This window comes from Rhodococcus sp. IEGM 1409, from assembly GCF_030056735.1.
Classification (GTDB): Bacteria; Actinomycetota; Actinomycetes; order Mycobacteriales; family Mycobacteriaceae; genus Rhodococcus_F.
In genome coordinates, this window is record NZ_JASHKN010000002.1 from 247,901 (window position 1) to 264,215 (window position 16,315).

General features: G+C 62.6%; 15 protein-coding genes. 5 read left to right on the plus strand and 10 right to left on the minus strand.

Annotated features, from left to right (window positions below; all coding sequences use genetic code 11):
• Positions 1-23: 23 nt before the first annotated feature.
• Together QM716_RS07115 and QM716_RS07120 are read right to left on the minus strand one after the other, a co-directional pair.
• Positions 24-1,022 carry an acyl-CoA dehydrogenase family protein gene (locus QM716_RS07115; protein ID WP_502941992.1) on the minus strand — a complete coding sequence of 333 codons (999 nt, stop codon included), beginning with the start codon at positions 1,020-1,022 and terminating at the stop codon, positions 24-26.
• Positions 1,023-1,082: 60 nt separating this feature from the next.
• Positions 1,083-1,646 carry a helix-turn-helix domain-containing protein gene (locus tag QM716_RS07120; protein ID WP_007727247.1) on the minus strand — a complete coding sequence of 188 codons (564 nt, stop codon included), beginning with the start codon at positions 1,644-1,646 and terminating at the stop codon, positions 1,083-1,085.
• A 134-nt stretch (positions 1,647-1,780) separates the two neighbouring features.
• On the opposite strand from QM716_RS07120, the gene QM716_RS07125 reads away from it, so the two are divergent.
• From QM716_RS07125 to QM716_RS07135, 3 genes are read left to right on the plus strand one after another with little or no spacing between them, the layout of a single operon-like run.
• Positions 1,781-3,172 (plus strand): uracil-xanthine permease family protein, encoded by a 1,392-nt coding sequence (locus QM716_RS07125; protein ID WP_283303502.1) that lies wholly within the window; start codon positions 1,781-1,783, stop codon positions 3,170-3,172.
• Positions 3,153-4,217, plus strand: coding sequence for an isopenicillin N synthase family dioxygenase (locus tag QM716_RS07130; RefSeq protein WP_283303504.1), 1,065 nt, complete (start codon positions 3,153-3,155; stop codon positions 4,215-4,217). The genes QM716_RS07125 and QM716_RS07130 overlap by 20 nt, the downstream gene beginning before the upstream one ends.
• Complete coding sequence (locus QM716_RS07135) at positions 4,214-4,999, plus strand: alpha/beta fold hydrolase (RefSeq protein WP_283303506.1); 786 nt, start codon at positions 4,214-4,216, stop codon at positions 4,997-4,999. Before QM716_RS07130 ends, QM716_RS07135 begins: the two co-directional genes overlap by 4 nt.
• Here the strand turns inward: QM716_RS07135 and amaB are convergent.
• Positions 4,950-6,455 (minus strand): L-piperidine-6-carboxylate dehydrogenase, encoded by a 1,506-nt coding sequence (amaB, locus tag QM716_RS07140; RefSeq protein ID WP_283303508.1) that lies wholly within the window; start codon positions 6,453-6,455, stop codon positions 4,950-4,952. The genes QM716_RS07135 and amaB overlap by 50 nt on opposite strands.
• Positions 6,452-7,738 carry a 2-oxoadipate dioxygenase/decarboxylase gene (hglS, locus tag QM716_RS07145; protein ID WP_283303510.1) on the minus strand — a complete coding sequence of 429 codons (1,287 nt, stop codon included), beginning with the start codon at positions 7,736-7,738 and terminating at the stop codon, positions 6,452-6,454. The genes amaB and hglS overlap by 4 nt, the downstream gene beginning before the upstream one ends.
• Before the next feature lie 30 nt (positions 7,739-7,768).
• On the opposite strand from hglS, the gene QM716_RS07150 reads away from it, so the two are divergent.
• Both QM716_RS07150 and lat read left to right on the plus strand, forming a co-directional pair.
• Positions 7,769-8,233 carry an Lrp/AsnC family transcriptional regulator gene (locus QM716_RS07150; protein ID WP_003940830.1) on the plus strand — a complete coding sequence of 155 codons (465 nt, stop codon included), beginning with the start codon at positions 7,769-7,771 and terminating at the stop codon, positions 8,231-8,233.
• Positions 8,234-8,298: 65 nt separating this feature from the next.
• Positions 8,299-9,627 carry an L-lysine 6-transaminase gene (gene lat / locus QM716_RS07155; RefSeq protein ID WP_283303512.1) on the plus strand — a complete coding sequence of 443 codons (1,329 nt, stop codon included), beginning with the start codon at positions 8,299-8,301 and terminating at the stop codon, positions 9,625-9,627.
• Here the strand turns inward: lat and QM716_RS07160 are convergent.
• The 6 genes from QM716_RS07160 to uraD are packed head-to-tail and all read right to left on the minus strand — an operon-like array spanning position 9,624 to position 16,309.
• Positions 9,624-12,332 (minus strand): molybdopterin-dependent oxidoreductase, encoded by a 2,709-nt coding sequence (locus tag QM716_RS07160; protein ID WP_283303514.1) that lies wholly within the window; start codon positions 12,330-12,332, stop codon positions 9,624-9,626. The genes lat and QM716_RS07160 overlap by 4 nt on opposite strands.
• Entirely contained in the window at positions 12,329-13,138 is an 810-nt protein-coding gene (locus QM716_RS07165) for an FAD binding domain-containing protein (RefSeq protein WP_283303516.1), read from the minus strand. The genes QM716_RS07160 and QM716_RS07165 overlap by 4 nt, the downstream gene beginning before the upstream one ends.
• Before the next feature lie 7 nt (positions 13,139-13,145).
• Entirely contained in the window at positions 13,146-14,459 is a 1,314-nt protein-coding gene (locus QM716_RS07170; protein ID WP_283303965.1) for an 8-oxoguanine deaminase, read from the minus strand.
• A gap of 53 nt (positions 14,460-14,512) precedes the next feature.
• Positions 14,513-15,415: a factor-independent urate hydroxylase gene (gene pucL, locus QM716_RS07175; RefSeq protein WP_283303966.1), complete on the minus strand. Its 903-nt coding sequence runs from the start codon at positions 15,413-15,415 to the stop codon at positions 14,513-14,515.
• A 49-nt stretch (positions 15,416-15,464) separates the two neighbouring features.
• Positions 15,465-15,794 (minus strand): hydroxyisourate hydrolase, encoded by a 330-nt coding sequence (gene uraH, locus QM716_RS07180; RefSeq protein ID WP_283303518.1) that lies wholly within the window; start codon positions 15,792-15,794, stop codon positions 15,465-15,467.
• Positions 15,791-16,309: a 2-oxo-4-hydroxy-4-carboxy-5-ureidoimidazoline decarboxylase gene (gene uraD / locus QM716_RS07185; RefSeq protein WP_283303520.1), complete on the minus strand. Its 519-nt coding sequence runs from the start codon at positions 16,307-16,309 to the stop codon at positions 15,791-15,793. The genes uraH and uraD overlap by 4 nt, the downstream gene beginning before the upstream one ends.
• Between the last annotated feature and the right edge of the window lie 6 nt (positions 16,310-16,315).

A 16,315-nucleotide genomic window follows, 5' to 3' on the forward strand; every position in this document is an offset into this window, starting at 1 on the left:
GCAATCGAGACAACCGTGCATATTCAGAATCCTCTGAGTCGTTCCACGAGAGCAGTTTTGATCTCCGGTCGACCAGCCGCGACAAGAGTGAACGTGGCTTCACGCATGAGCCGCTCGGGAGTGTTGCTGCCAACCAGGGCGCGGCTTCCGGTCGCGGTGACGAGCGCGGCCGACGCTCGTATCGCAAGTTCCGACGCTCGGGCGCGGGCGGCTGACATGTCGCCTCGATCGCGCAAAGCGGAATCAAGTTCCGTGCGCGCCCGGGCAGCTTGTTCTTCGAACGCGTCGGCGTCGACTCCCAGATCCGCAAGTTCGGTAATAGCGCGGCGGGTGATCCCCATGGCCATCGCGCCGTTGAGCCACAGCCCGGGTAGTTGGGTGCTCTGGAATTGTTCGTCGCTGACGACAGAACAGACGTCGGTGTCGGGAATTTCGAAAGCGTCGAACACGATTCGGACGGTGTTACTCCCGCGCGCCGCGATCAGTGGAAGCTCCTCGATCGTCAGCCCAGGGGCCTCGCCCACCGGTACAACGGAATGAACGATGGAATTGTCGAATTCGTCCCGCGCCGACACCAAGAGGACATCGACGATGCCCCAACCGGTGACGAAGGGTGCGATTCCGTCCAGGACGTAGCCGTCGTTCACCCGCTTTGCCCACAGGAGCGGCGGTCGGGGGATGGCGCCGGCATACGCAACTCCGCCGCGAATCGTGCCGGAAAGGAGTCCATCCCAGTATTGTTCGCGCAGAGACATATTGGGACTCGCAGCCAATGCCCCGACGACGCCGTGGTGCTGCATCCAGGTGAACGTCGTCGCGAGGCAACCGCCGCACAAGGTTTCGAGGACGTCGACCAGTTCTTCGCTGCTGGGGCCACCGTCACCGAGGGCGGCGATGCCGTAGAAGCCGTCGGCGGCGAGCGCGTCGAAATGGCTGCTGGGGATTTCTCCGTCGGCGTCGACGCTGTCGGCGACGGGAAACAGAACGGTGTCGGCGATTTCGCGCGCAAGTTCCGGCCACATGGTCACGCTGTCAGGGTAAGCCGTGAGCGGGGGTTGTGGTGTGGAACCAGAACCGCGCATCTAGAACGAGGGAGGTGAGCTCACGATGAGGAATCTCGCGACCGCATCGGTGCGATTGAACCACCGGTGCGGGATGGTCGAGGTGTAGAGGAGGGTGTCGCCGACGTGAAGAACGTGATGCTCGTCCAGTCCCACCTCGACCTCGACAGATCCTTCGAGAACATGAATGAACTCTTCGCCGGCGTGCTCGGTGTGCTCACCTGCCTCGGAATGAGGTGCTGCCGTGATCTCGTTGGGTTCCATGGTCCGTGAGCCGGTGGAGCAGAATCGAATCACCGAATCGTGTGCCAGTTCGAAGGTTCGCCCCTCGCCGGCGCGGACGAGGCTGGACGGAGTTCGCTCACCCTGTGCCAAGAGTGCGTGCGCCGTGGTGCCGAGCGATTGCGCGAGGCGATGAAGGTTCATGACACTGGGTACTGCGTGGCCGTTTTCGGTCTGGCTCAGGAAGGGTTGCGACAAGCCCGACTTCACGGCGACCTCGCGCAACGTCAGTCCGGCTTCTTTTCGCGCCGTCCGCACGGCAGCCCCGATTGCGGTCGCTATCGCCTTCTGGTCGTCGTCCATGTGCCGAAGATAGCAGTGCTCTGGTGAAAGTTTTGATTACACAGACGAAACAAATTCGACCACGGTAAGAAATTATCGACGTGCTGAATAGTCCCGTACACGAAACACTTCCAGCTTCGGACGGAGATCGGCGCATGGCCATCCATCCAGTCGACCAGCGGCTCCCCATTGCCCGCCAGTCTGCTTTTGCTCTTCAGCACGTCCTCATCATGTACACCGGCTGCATCACGGTTCCGCTGGTTTTCGGTGCGGCAGTAGGACTGGACCGCAGCACAGTCGCGATGCTGATCAGCGCGGACTTACTCGTTGCAGGCATCATCACGATCATCCAGAGCCTGGGCGTCGGGAAAGTCGCCGGTGTCCGCCTGCCGATCGTCTGCGGTGCGACGTTTGCCGGGCTGACGCCGATGATTCTGATCGCCAAGGAGTACGGCCTGCAGGCCGTGTACGGGTCCATGCTCGTCGGTGGTGTTGTCGGCATAGCTTTGGCCGTACCGTTCGCCAAGATCGTCCGATACTTCCCGCCCCTGGTCACCGGCGTCGTCCTCACAGTTATCGGCATCTCGTTGATCGGGGTCGCAGGAGGCTTGATCGTCGGAAACGACCCCACTTCCCCGTCGTTCGCCGACCCGAAGAACCTGGCGCTGGCTGCCGCGGTCGTCGTAGTCGCGGTGGCGTTCATCTGCCTCGGCCGAGGGATGTGGACGCAGCTCGGTGTGCTGATGGCATTGGTAATCGGTACCGTGATCGCCGTCCCGATGGGCCTGATCGATCTGAGCGGTGTCGGCGGCTCGGCGTGGGTGGGTTTCCCGATGCCGTTCCACTTCGGTGCTCCGGAGTTTCCCGTCACCGCCGTGGTGGCGATGAGTATCGTCATGGCAGTCGTCTTCGCCGAATCGACGGCCAGCATGCTGGCCGTCAGCGAGATCACCGGAAAGCCTTTGAAGAAAGCAGATCTCGCGCGAGGGCTGGTGGCCGACGGTCTGTCGGGAGTTCTGGGCGGGATCTTCAACGCATTTGTCGACACCGTCTTCTCTCAGAATGTCGGCGCCGTTGCCACTACCCGGGTGTACAGCCGATACGTGACCGCTACCAGCGGCGCCATTCTGATCGTCCTCGGTCTCATCCCGCGAATGGGTGAAGTAGTTGCCGCCCTTCCCGATCCGGTGGTCGGCGGCGTGGGAATCATCTTGTTCTCGACGGTCGCGGTGGTCGGAATCAACACATTGCGCAAGGTCGACCTCAGCGACCCGATCAACACCACGATCGCCGCCGTATCCGTGGGGATCGGTATCTTGCCGGAATTTGCGGAGGGCATGTTCGAGCGGTTCCCCTCCTCGGCCCAGATCCTCCTCGGTAGCGGCATCACCTTGGCTGCGGCCTCGGCTTTTTCGCTCAATCTACTGTTCAACCACACCAGGCTCGGTGAACTCGCCAGGCGATCACGTGAGAGCCTCCACCCCACTGCAAGAACTGAACCCGCTACCAGCTCTGCAGGAGACGCCAGTGCCATCGTCACAGTCTGAAATTTTCGAAGTTCCCCTCGTCGACATTTCGCCTTACGTGCTCGGAGGCGCCGACGAGGACAAGGCGCGAGTGGCTGCCGAAGTCGACCATGCCTGTCGGACCGTAGGTTTCATGCAGATTCGGGGCCACGGCGTGCCAGGCGACGTATCCGCCGGCCTCGCCGAGGCCATGGACGACTTCTTCTGGTTGCCGATGGAGACGAAGTCGGGTCACCGTGTCGAAGGTGCGAATCGCGGATACAGCCCGCCCAAGAGCGAGTCACTGAGCCTGAGTCTCGGCGTCGAATCCGCGACTCGGATGAACGACTTTTTCGAGGCGTTCAATATAGGAACCGAAGCCCGATCGTTCACCGAACTCGAACTGGCGGAGGAGGATTACGGAATCAACCTGTGGCCCGCTGTTCGCGGGTTCAGGGAGCGCGTAGAGGACTACTACGCCCACGGCGTGCGTGTGGCACACACACTCACCACCATATTCGAAGACGCGCTGGGTCTGGCCCCGGGATTCTTCGAGTCGATCACCGATCATTCCATCGACGTACTGCGGATGAACAACTACGCATTGCCTGAAGGGACGGTGACATTGGACGGCGAGTTGAAGGGGATGGGGGAACACACCGATTTCGGTCTGGTCACCGTGTTGTGGGCGGATCAGGTCGAGGGTTTGCAAGTGCTCGGGAGCGACCGACGCTGGCACGACGTCTGGCCGGAAGACGATGCGCTGTTGGTCAACCTCGGGGATCTCACCGCCCGACTGACCAACGATCGCTGGATGTCCACTCTGCACCGAGTCGCGCCGCCGGTGGTGAACGGCACCATCAAGCGTCGGCGATCGGCGGCCTTCTTTCACGACGGAAACGTCGATGCGGTGATTGCGACTCTGCCGAGTTTTCAGGACGACTCGGGCTTGGAATACGAACCCATCACCGTTCGCGATCACATCAAGGCCAAACTGGCTGGGTCGAGGCAGGGAAAGTCCAATACCGCCGCAGTTCGTGAGGCGGCTCGGGTGCTTTCGGCGGCAGAGTTCGAGGTCAAGCAGTGAGTGCTCGGAACATCGTCTTGATACACGGCGCCTGGGCAGGTGGTTGGGTCTGGGATTATGTGTGTGGCCCTCTGAAGTCGGCCGGCTTCGATCCCGTCGTGGTGGAGCTTCCGGGTTCCGGAAGTTGGAACCCGGACGACGTGATCGATCTCGAATCTGTTGCCGAACATGTTGTGGCAGTTGTCGATTCATTGGACGGGCCGGCAGTCCTGGTCGGACACTCGGGTGGCGGCATCGTGGCCTCACAGGTGACCGAGCAGATACCCTCGCGGGTCGCGGGTCTTGTGTACGTCGCAGGGATGATGCTGCCGTCGCAGATGGATTTCGGAATGCTGTGTACAGAAATCGGTTTGGCAGCCCCGGTCGGGATCTCGCGTTGGTTGGTCCCCGTCGGCGACGACGAGGCAACGGCAGTTCCGCCAGAAGCCGGTGCCGCTGTGTTCTTCCACGAAGCGCCGGTCGCTGATGCGATCGGCGCGGCGCGCATGCTTGTCCCACAATTGGAGTCCGCCCGCCTGATGGCCCCGGTCTGGACCGAAGAGCGGTTCGGAACCGTGCCGAGGTTGTATGTCGAATGCACCCTGGATCGAACCGTGCCGATCGAGGCTCAACGCGCCATGCAAAGACTTGTCCCCGGCGCCCAGGTGGTCAGCCTGGACACCGATCACGCACCGCAGTTGTCGGCGCTCCCGGAGTTGATCGACGCGATCACCGATTTCACACAGCAGGCGTTCAGCCGAACTCGACGCCTTGAGCCAGCGGTAGTTGGTCCGAGTAGTTGACGGTATTGGTGGCTCGGCGCATGTAGGCCTTCCAACTATCCGAACCCGATTCGCGACCGCCACCGGTCTCCTTCTCCCCGCCGAAAGCGCCGCCGATCTCCGCGCCGGACGTTCCGATGTTCACGTTCGCGATACCGCAATCGGAGCCGTCGGCGGCGAGAAAACGCTCGGCTTCACGCTGTTCGAGTGTGAAGATCGAGGACGAAAGTCCCTGAGGTACACCGTTGTGCAGCGTGATGGCGTCGTCGAAATCGGTGTACGTCAGGACGTAGAGGATGGGTGCAAAAGTCTCCGCCCGTACCACCTCGGTCTGTGCGGGCATACGAACGAGAGCAGGTGTCACATAGAACCCGGATTCGCCGACGCGGTCGCCCCCGCACACCACGGTGCCGCCGTCGGCGCGCGCGGCCGCGAGGGACTTCTGCATCGCTTCGAACGCAGCTTCGTTGATCAGCGGCCCGACCAGAACACCGGAATCGAAGGGACTTCCGACCTCGAGCTGTGCGTACGCGGCCGCAACGCGCTCGACAACGTGATCGGCGATCGAGTTGTGAACGATCAGCCGACGCAGAGAGGTGCATCGCTGCCCCGCAGTTCCGGCGGCGGAGAACACGATTCCGCGTACGGCAAGCTCGAGATCTGCCGACGGTGTGACAACTGCGGCGTTGTTGCCACCCAACTCGAGGAGGCTTCGCCCGAAGCGTTCGGCGACCCGCGGAGCCACGGCGCGGCCCATTCGCACGGAACCGGTGGCGCTGACCAAGGCCACAAGTGGGTTGTCCACCAAGGCCTCACCGACATCGCGTCCGCCGATGATCAACTGGTGGACGTCGATCGGTGCATCACAGTCGGCGAGTGCGCGTCGGAGGAGGGCGTCACATGCCAACGCCGTCAGCGGCGTGGTTTCCGAAGGCTTCCATACGACGGCGTCGCCGCACACGAGAGCGATGGCGGTATTCCACGACCACACCGCGACGGGAAAGTTGAACGCGGAGATGACCCCGACAACGCCGAGGGGGTGCCACGTTTCCGTCAACCGGTGTCCGGGACGCTCGGACGGCATGGTGCGTCCGTAGAGCTGCCGGGAGAGACCGACGGCGAACTCGCAGATGTCGATCATCTCCTGTACCTCGCCGAGAGCCTCCGAGGTGACCTTGCCTGCTTCGAGGGTCACGATCTCCGCGAGGTCCTCCTTGTGCTCGGTCAATAGGCTGCCCAGCCGGCGCACGACCGCGCCGCGCGCCGGTGCGGGGACGGTGCGCCAGGTGAGGAACGCTCGATGCGCCGCGTCGACGGCGTCGTCGACTTCTCTACCGGAGTGCTGCCGGACGGTACGCAGCTGCGTACCGGTGATCGGGGTATGTGCGCTCAGGTCGCCGGCGGGCCACTCGACACCGCACGCGGCAAGGGCGCTTTCGGCGCGATCGGCGAGGCTCGAAGAATCAGGCAGGTTCACTGGGGGAGTCCTCTGTGGTTGTAGGCGGGAGAAAGCGCGGCACGTGACGCCTCTTGTTGTGCGTGGTACAGCTCGAACGGATCTTCGATGGTGTGGTCGATGGCGCCCTCCAATCGATCCTGCCCGTATTGGGCGCCGGGCGCATCGGAAACGAATCCGGTCACCGAATCGAGATTGGATGCGAAGATGCCGGCCGCGGAGGCCGGTAGGAAGTCCTCGTAGACGATGGGGTCGCGGACGAGCGTCGATCCTTCGTTTCGGTACGTGAAGTAAGCCAACCCCGCGGCATCGAGTCCGTCTTCGGAGTGCGGAAATTCCCCGTCCCAGTGTGCGTCCTCGGGCCTGGCGATCAGTCGGTCGTAGATCGCTCGACCGCTGCGGGTCAACGCGATTCCGCGAGCTTCCACCTCTCCGAATCTGACGCGGACAGGTTCGGTGGTGGTCGATCCGTCTGCCCGACGGAAGCGCCTGTCTTCGGCCAATGCGCGAAACGACGTCTGCCGCAGAAGCAGTGGCGGTCCACTCCATCTCGGCGGGCCTTGGATGCGGTCGATCATGGTGATGCCGCGCTCGGTCATTCGGCGGTACAACTCGTCGATGTCGAGTACCCGCGGGGTGAGGTGATTGACATGTGTCGAGCCCTGCCCCGCAATGTCTGCGGCGACCGGTGAGATCGCGGCGAGTTCGAGGTACCAGGGCGCGTCGATGGGATCGGTGCCGAGCCGAAACGCGGAGGTCGCCGCGTCGACGAATTGTGTCGCCTCGGCCTCGGGCAGGCCGCCCTCGCGGCTCGATTGCCGTGCCCATTGAAGAAGTTCGGGAGAGAACAGGGTGCGGCGACGCAGGAACGCGGTGATCCGATGCTCGAGGTCGCGGTCGAAGAACCTGGAATCGGAGCTGGTCAGTACCGAGGTGAAAACGCGAAACGGGTTCCGGGCGAGTTCGGCGGGATCGGTCGGACGAAATGCCGTCGAGACAACAGGAATAGGGGAGTCCGTGAGCCGGAGGTCGTAGTAGCCGACCGGAAGCATACCGAATCCGCCGAAGACGATGGCCACGTCACGCAGTTCGTCGAGGGTGCCCAGTCTGATGGCCCCGTGACGCTCGGCGCTGACCCGCGCGAGAGTGCCCAGACGCTCGGCAGAATCCGGATGTGCCGCGGCAAAATCATGGTTCACCTGCAGCGTTACGTCTACCAGCGTGTTGTAAGCGGGGACCTCCTCGCCGTACATCCGTGCAAGCGCCGCAGCGAACCGTGCACGTAGCTCCCAGGTTTCAACCATACGAATGTCCGATTGCGTTAGCCTGCGCAGGTGCGAGAAACAGAAACCAGTGACGTTGCCGGTGTTCCGGTCGACGAAACCGATCGACTTTTGATGCGTGAATTGGTCTTGGACGGGCGTGCCACTCTCGCGAGTCTTGCTGAGAAGGCTGGACTCTCGATCTCCGCAGTCCAGTCGAGAGTGCGTCGTTTGGAATCTCGCAAGGTGATTCGTGGGTACTCGGCGAAGATCGATCCGGAGGCACTCGGTCACAATCTGTCCGCATTTGTCGCCATCACTCCTCTCGATCCTTCGCAGCCCGACGATGCACCTGCTCGCTTGCGTCATCTACCGGCGGTCGTTTCGTGTCACTCGGTAGCCGGGAGCGAAAGCTACGTCCTGCTGGTCCGGGTGGCGTCGCCTCGGGCGCTGGAGCGATTGCTGCAGGAGATCCGTACGGCAGCCAACGTCAACACACGAAGCACCATCATCCTACAAACTTTTTACGACGAATGACGGGCGTTCAGTAACTTTTACGGCCTTCTATCGACACTTTCGTAAAATTGACATAATCTTCGCGTATGAGTACTGCGATGCGAGACTTCGGTGACAGTGCGCTCTTTCCGGTCTACGAGGTGTTGAAGTCCAGCATCCTCGTCGACGGATTCGATCTGATTCTCGACGTCGAAGGGTCGAGGGGTTCCTACCTCCGCGACCTGCGAGACGGAACCGAGTATCTGGACATGTTCGGTTTCTTCGGCTCTTCCGCCCTGGGGATGAATCACCCGGCGATCACAGACGACGAGGAGTTCCAGCAGGAGTTGGCCGTCGTAGCCTCCAACAAGCCGAGTAATTCCGACATCTACACCGAACCTATGGCGCGCTTCGTTGCGGCTTTCGTTCGAGTGCTGGGGGATTCGGCACTCCCGCACTTGTTCTTCGTGGACGGCGGAGCCCTTGCGGTGGAGAATGCGCTCAAGGTTGCCTTCGACTGGAAGAGTCGGCTGAACGAAAGTCGTGGATTGTCAGGAGATCTGGGGACGAAGGTCCTGCATCTGAGCGAGGCTTTTCACGGCCGCAGTGGCTACACGATGTCACTCACCAACACCGAACCGGGCAAGGTCGCGAGATTCCCCAAGTTCGACTGGCCGCGAATCGACTCACCGTATCTCGCAGACGGCCGCGATGTCGAAGTGGCGGAGAGGCAAGCTCTCGAGCAAGCGCGCCAAGCGTTTGCCGACAACCCCGGCGACATCGCCTGTTTCATCGCCGAACCGATCCAGGGTGAGGGCGGCGACCATCACCTCAGGCCGGAATTTCTGCAGGCGATGCAGGAGTTGTGCCAAGAAAACGACGCGCTCTTCATTCTCGACGAGGTGCAAACCGGGTGCGGAATCACCGGAACTGCCTGGGCTTACCAGCAATTGGGTCTGCATCCGGATGTGGTGGCCTTCGGCAAGAAAACGCAGGTGTGCGGCATCATGGCTGGTGGTCGCGTAGATGAGGTGCGCGACAACGTGTTTCACGTCAGTTCCCGGATCAATTCGACGTGGGGTGGCAACCTCACCGACATGGTTCGTGCCCGGCGAATACTCGAAGTCATCGAGCAGGACCGACTGATCGACCGCGCGCGATTCACGGGTGCGCATCTCCTTGCCCGGTTGACCGAAGTCTGCGGGCAGTACGCGGCGGCGATCGAGCCGCGAGGTCGTGGGCTGATGTGCGCGATCACGTTGGCAGACAGTGACCTTCGCGATCGCGTCGTGCAGCGACTACGAGAAGACGAGCACGTGATGATTCTGCCCACCGGGAGGAGAGGAATCCGGTTCCGGCCCGCGCTGACCGTGACCACCGGAGAGTTGGACGACGCAGTCGACGCAGTCGAGCGCGTACTTGCACGCGAGACTTAGGGTCTCTGCAGCTCGCCCCACACCCGATCCGGTGTCATCGGAGTGGAGTACATCCGAACTCCACACGCATTCGCGATTGCGTTTGCCAACGCCGGTGCCACCGGATTGAAGGGTGCTTCACTCATCGATTTTGCGCCGAAAGGCCCCAGCTTGTCGTACGTGTCGGCAAACAGTACTTCGGTGATCGGCAGATCCCCGAACTGTGGAACGTGGTAATTGCGCAGCTGCGGATTGATCACCCGACCTTCCTCGATGACGATCTCCTCCGACAGTGCAGCGCCCAGAGCCTGTCCCACACCGCCTTCCACCTGCCCTCGGAGTTGGGCCGGGTTCATGACGGTTCCGGCATCGGCGGCCTGAACGGACTGCAGAATCTTCACCCGGCCGGTGTACGTGTCGACGGCGACACGAAAACCGTGGACGTTGAAGGAGACCGAGCGGGGTGTTCCGTCGTGGCGGCCGTCCGCGGTGAGCGGGCCGCCTTCGAGTAGCGTCGGGAAATCGATGCAACCGTGCGAGGATTCGACCCCGTCCGGCGAAAGATCGCCGACCTGCGCTCCGTGCCCGCTCACTCGCACAGCGCGGGTCAGTATCCGCTCACGGAGGCGTTCGCAGGCGATCAGGAGAGCCTTTCCGGCAACAACCGTTCCCGTCGACCCGAACGCACCGGTGTCGTATCCACCGGCGTCGGTGTCGGATTGAACGATCCTGATGCGATCCACCCTCGTCCGCAATTCTGTGGCAGCGATCTGTTGATGAACCGTGGTGGTTCCGTTGCCGAACTCGGCAGTCCCGATGTTCACGACGTACCGACCGTCGACCTCGAGTGTGACGGTGGTGTCGGAGAAGTGACCGCGCGGCGGAATTGTCGCGATCATCGCGATCGCCAGGCCCTGGCCGGTCTTCCAACGGGACCCGGTCGGTGCCTGTTCTCCGCGTCCGCTCGAGAGCGCACTGTCGACGAGGTCGATGCACTGGTCCAGCCCGTAGCTGCCGAACTCGAGATCGCCGTCTTCGACGTGCCAGTCGACGAAGTCGTCTCCTGGCAGGACGACGTTTCGCCGCCGAAAATCGAAGGGGTCCATGCCGAGCCGCTCCGCGAGCTGATCCATGGCCGACTCGACGGCGAAGATGATCTGACCGAGTCCATAACCACGGAAGGCGCCGGACGGAACGTTGTTCGTGTAAACCGCCTCGGCGTCGACGCGTTTTGTCGCAGCGCGATAGACCGCCATGGATTCGGCGCAACCGTGGAACATGACTCCGATCGAATGGTTCCCGTACGCCCCGGCGTCGGAAAGGACGTCGATGGCGAGCGCGGTGAGAGTTCCGTCGGCATCGGCGCCGGCACGCACCGAGACCCGCATCGGGTGCCGCGACGGTGCGAGGGTGAACTGATCACTTCGGCTGAACTCGTAGGTCACGGGTCTGCCGGTTCGCAGGACGGCCAGTGCGACCAGATCCTCGGTGAGTAGTTCCTGCTTCCCGCCGAAACCTCCACCCACCCGCTTGGCGAACACCCGGATGCGACTGCGGTCGAGATCGAAGATGTGAGCCAACTCGTCGCGAACCAGAAACGGCACCTGCGTGCTACTTCTGATGACGAGGCGGTCATCCTCGTCGAGCCAACCCACCGCGCCGTGAGTTTCCAATGCCACGTGCTGGACCCGTGCGGTTTGCCAGGTGCCCTCGACGACGGCTGTCGCATCCTGCAGCGCGAGATCCAGGTCACCGACGCCGTCGTGAAGTGCTGCAACCACATTGCGCGAGGCCGCGGCGATCCGGGAACTCTCGTTCTTGTCACCGTGCAGGAGCGGAGCGCCGGGGGAACGCGCACGGTCGGGTTCGAAAACCGCGTCGACCACCTCGTAGTCCACCTCGATCAGGGCGAGTGCGCGCCAAGCCTGCTTCGGGGTTTCGGCGACGACCGCGGCGACGCGCTGGCCGCGGAAACGGAGAGTGCGATCGAACACCCGTGTGTCGTCGGGATCGTCGTTGCGGTCCTCGTGCCGAGCAGTGGAGAACAAGACATCCGGACTGTCTCGATAGGTGAGGACCGTGACGACGCCTGGCGCCGCTTCTGCTGCTACCGTGTCGATCCGGGTGATGTGCGCGTGTGCATGCGGACTCCCGAGCACCGCGGTGTGCAGCAGGCCGCTCGGCATCTCGGCCGGGGCGAAGTCCATCGTGAACTGCTCAGTTCCCGTGACGATTCGAGTGGAAGCCGGTGCTGCGATCGAACGGCCCTGGGCCGAGCCCAACGCGGCAGTCTCGGTGTTGGCAGTACCCGCCAGGGCGTCACGAATCGATCTGTACCCTGTGCAGCGGCACAGGTTACCTTTCATCGAGCACGCGAGATCGGTCTTCTGCTCCGGAGACAGTGCCGATGCCGTGACCACCATTCCCGCTGTGCAGAAACCACATTGGAAGCCGCCCGCGTCGACGAAGGCCTGTTGAGTGGGATGGAGACACTCAGGTGTACCGAGACCGGCGGCGGTGACAATCTCGCGGCCGTCGACGCGATGGGCTGGAAAGATGCACGAGTGGGTCGGGTGCCCGTCCACGAGCACCGAGCACGCCCCACAGTCCCCGGCGTCGCACCCCTTCTTGACGGAGTTCGTTCCATGCTCGCGAAGGAAGGTTCTCAGGCACTGCCCAGGGTGGGGTTGGTCGTCGCGGGGAACTCCGTCCACCGAGTACTTCATTCCAGTTCACCCCGGATTTCTTCGGCGAGGAGCGCAGCCATCGCCTGTCGCCATGGCGCAGTTCCATGAACATCGGTGAAGTAGGCGTCTTCCGGAATCCTGTTGCGCAACGCATTCGCGAGTGCAGCGGTGTCGGGGAGCTTGTCGAATTTCAGAGAGTACGGACGGCGGGTGGCAGCGGTGACCGCCAGGGTGAAACCGTCGGCGCCGCACCGGCCGGCCACGGCGACAGCGGAGCGCCCGAGCGAGGTCTGCGCCAGTTTCCGCATCGCGGTGCGTGCGGTCAGTGCGTGTGCGGGAATCCGGATACTGCGGATGATCTCGCCGGGGCCCAGAACGTTGCGAGAATCGTCGATGACGAATTCGACTACGGGTAGCGAGTATTCGGTTCCGTCCGGGCGCCAGATCGTCAGATCGGCGTCGAGGGCAGTGCACAGTGTCGTCATGGCACCGGCCGGGAAGGACAGTGCGATGTTGCCGCCGACCGTCGCGTAGCGCAGGACTTTCCACGATGCGAGCAATGCATCGGCGCACTGCCGGAAGAGCGGCGTGGCGGTCCACGACGCGGGCAGTTCGGCGCGGCAGAGTTCCTCGATGGTGCAGGTGGCCGCGATCTCGATACCGTGATCGCTGACCTCGACGGCTTCCCAGTCGAGGCCCGACAGGTCGACGAGTGTGGTCAGGTGTGGCTGTGGTTCCGAATACAGCCAGGTGCCACCGCCGATGAACCCGATTCCGGGTGATGCGCAGGGGATTTCGGCTCGGGTGCGCGGCACCAGTACTTCGTCGACACTGTGCAGATCCATCGCGTCGTCACGCCTTTCCGAGGAGGTCGCGGTGTGCTCGTGCGACGTCCGAGGCCACGACATCCTCGTCGACGGTGATGACTCGGCCGTCGGCAATCACGATTCGACCGTTCACGAGCAGTAACTTCAACGGGGGAGTCGAGCCCAGTACGAGCGCCGCCACCGGATCGGTGATGCCGGCATGGGCGACGGTGTCGAGCTTCCACACCGCCAGGTCGGCAAGTTTCCCGACCTCGATCGATCCGATCTCGGTGTCGCGGCCCAGAACTCTTGCGCCGCCGACAGTGCCAAGTTCCAAGGCTTTTCGCACGGTCATCGCCTGCGGTCCACCCTTGGCGCGAGCAAACAGAAGTGCGTGACGCGACTCCTCGATCAGGCTGCACGCTTCGTTGCTCGCCGCACCGTCCACACCGAGTCCCACTGTGACCCCGCCGTTCACCAGATCCACGGCACGGGCAATACCGGCTCCCAGTCGCGCATTGGAGGTCGGGCAGTGTGCCGCCGCAGTTCCGGTTCGCGCCATCGTCTCGATACCGGCATCGTCGAGATGGACTGCGTGCGCGTACCAGACGTCCGGGCCCACCCAGCCGACGCGTTCCATGTATTCGACAGGTGTGCAACCGAAAAGCTCTTTGCAGAAGCTCTCCTCGTCCAACGTCTCGGCCAGATGCGTGTGCATCCTGACACCGGCTTCACGCGCCAGTGTCGCGGACTCGCGGAGTAACGACTCCGTCACCGAAAAGGGGGAGCAGGGTGCTACCGCGATCTGCAGCATCGATCCGGGATCCGGGTCGTGCCAACGATCGATGACGGCCTGCGTGCCGGTCAGGATGTCATCGAGGTTCTCCACGACGTGATCCGGTGGTAGACCGCCGGAACTCTGGCCGAGATCCATCGACCCACGGCATGGATGGAATCGAAGACCGACCTGTGAGGCAGCGTTGATCTCGGCCTCGAAAACGTCCCCGGCATCGCGGGGAACGACGTAGTGGTGGTCGGTGGTGGTCGTGCACCCGGTTTTTGCCAACCAGGTGAGCCCGCCCGTGGCCGCCACGTGTACGGCGTCGGCGTCGATACCCGCCCAGACGGGGTACAGGGTGGTCAGCCACTCGAAAAGCGTCGAGTCCGCGGCCAGGCCTCGGGTGATCCATTGGTAGAGATGATGATGTGTGTTGACCAGACCCGGCGTGATCAGGCAACCACTCCCGTCTATCACCTGCGCACCGGGGTATGCGGGTGGCTTTCCGGCGCCGACGTCGACGATCTTGTTGCCAGAGATCACCACATAGCCGTCGGAGTACTCGGAGCGGTCGCCGTCCATCGTGACCACATGGGCGCCTGCGACGACGAGTGTTGCCTCGAGGGCTGATTCGGTCACGACAACCAGCCGGCATAGGTGGTCCACGACGGTCCCGCGTCCGGCGCGTCGGATCGGCTGACCGCCGCTTGGATCAGCCCGTAGGGACGATCCGCAGCGTGGAACACCTCGTTGTCGTTTTCCACACCGAAGCGGCCGAGTGCATATTCGAAATGATGCTTGTTGGGTGCTGAGAGTCGAACCTCCGCAATGATCGGGAATTCCTCGAGAATTGCCTTACCGATGTGGAAGAGCGTCTGCTGCAGGGCAAGTGAATGCACCTGTGCGAACTGTTTGACGATCTGTGCCTTGATGCCCACGTAGACCGATTCCCAGTCGACGTCGGTGGTGACAAATCGCCACTGGGCGACCAACGTCGTTGCCATGACCCGGTCGTCGGTCGGCTCGAGAACGGTGTACGGATCTTCGAGAAAACCCGAGAACTCACTACCTGTCGATTTGAGGATCACCAGGTCCTTCAAGCCGCCGATCACCCATGTCCCGGTATCGGAGAGGGTGATCGACGCCGTTCGAACTTCCTGACCCTTCCGAATCCAGGTGTAGTCGTGCTCGCTGCCGTCGACAACCGCACGCTCCCAGGCGTATTCCTCGATCTCGATCCGCGCGCCACTGACCGGTTCGATGTCGTCGACGAAATGACGGGCGAGCTCGAGTCCGTACGTCTCGATCGAGATCAGTCCCTTTTCCTTGGCATAGGAATAGGCCGTTTGCTTCTGCGTGTCGGTCGGCAGAACCTTCGACTGATCACCGGTGAGGTACGCGTCGGCGAAATCTCCACGCAGGCAAGTGGAGACGTTGATGTCGTGAATCTCGTGACGGGGGGTGTCTCGATAGATTCGAACTACCCGATTTTCCGCTTTGCCGTACTGGTGACCCGATAGTTCGATGGATCCGCTCAACCGGTCGGTGTTCGTACTGCCGGTCGTGATGTTGTCGGTAGTCACGTGTTCAGCTCCCGCGATAGGTGGAATAAGCAAAGGGCGACAGCAACAACGGGACGTGATAGCCCCGCGCCATGTCGTCCACCCGGAAGGTCACTGTCACTTCCGGGTAGAAGTTCTCTTGTCCGTTGGACTCGAAATACGTTCCGGTGTCGAAAGTCAGGGTGTAGTGACCGGCGGTCAGGCCGCCCGGAGCAAGTTCGGGGATGCGGCCGTCGGAGTCGGTCTCGGCAGTGGTGATCGTGGCGCCGCTTCGATCACGAAGCTCGACGCGAATCCCCGCCGCGGGATTGCCCGTCGTCGCGTCGAGAACGTGCGTGCTCAGGGACTTACTCATGCTGCGCCTCCCGCGAGTGAATCGATCAGACGAGCAAGTCTGATCCGATTGATGGCGGCCAATTCGGTTCGAAGCACGGAACGCTCGGTCGCCGGGTCGTTTCGGAGACGACCTCGAAGGATGTCGAGGAGCTCCGTTCCAGATTTCCCCGACGCGCAGACCAGGTAAACATGACCGAATTTGTCCTCGTACTCGGCGTTCTTCTGTCGAAGTTCCGCGAGTACGTCTTCTGTCGCGGACGAAACGCCCGACTGTTCCCGGGTCGAGGACGCGCTCTCGGTTCGCTCGCCGATTCGCGGGTGGCCGGACAGTGCGTCGTCGATCTCGGATTCGGGAAGCTCGGCCAGCACAGCATCTGCTGTGTCGAACAGAGCCTTCAGATCGGCGAAGGGGCGCGACGCGGCGATTTGCTCTGCCCACATGGCGGAATGGCAACACTCGAGCAGGGCCGCGACTGCCTGGTGGTCACCGAGCGCATCGATGGCTCCGAGACCACTGGAATTCGTTGTAGGCATGTCCAC

Bases quoted from the DNA above. Each gene is read 5' to 3' on its own strand.
- lat (WP_283303512.1), top strand. From the start codon at position 8,299: ATGAGTACTGCGATGCGAGACTTCGGTGACAGTGCGCTCTTTCCGGTC.
- QM716_RS07115 (WP_502941992.1), bottom strand. From the start codon at position 1,022: ATGTGGCCGGAACTTGCGCGCGAAATCGCCGACACCGTTCTGTTTCCC.
- uraD (WP_283303520.1), bottom strand. From the start codon at position 16,309: ATGCCTACAACGAATTCCAGTGGTCTCGGAGCCATCGATGCGCTCGGT.
- QM716_RS07165 (WP_283303516.1), bottom strand. From the start codon at position 13,138: ATGGATCTGCACAGTGTCGACGAAGTACTGGTGCCGCGCACCCGAGCC.
- QM716_RS07160 (WP_283303514.1), bottom strand. From the start codon at position 12,332: ATGAAGTACTCGGTGGACGGAGTTCCCCGCGACGACCAACCCCACCCT.
- QM716_RS07170 (WP_283303965.1), bottom strand. From the start codon at position 14,459: ATGGACGGCGACCGCTCCGAGTACTCCGACGGCTATGTGGTGATCTCT.
- QM716_RS07120 (WP_007727247.1), bottom strand. From the start codon at position 1,646: ATGGACGACGACCAGAAGGCGATAGCGACCGCAATCGGGGCTGCCGTG.
- QM716_RS07125 (WP_283303502.1), top strand. From the start codon at position 1,781: ATGGCCATCCATCCAGTCGACCAGCGGCTCCCCATTGCCCGCCAGTCT.
- uraH (WP_283303518.1), bottom strand. From the start codon at position 15,794: ATGAGTAAGTCCCTGAGCACGCACGTTCTCGACGCGACGACGGGCAAT.
- hglS (WP_283303510.1), bottom strand. From the start codon at position 7,738: ATGGTTGAAACCTGGGAGCTACGTGCACGGTTCGCTGCGGCGCTTGCA.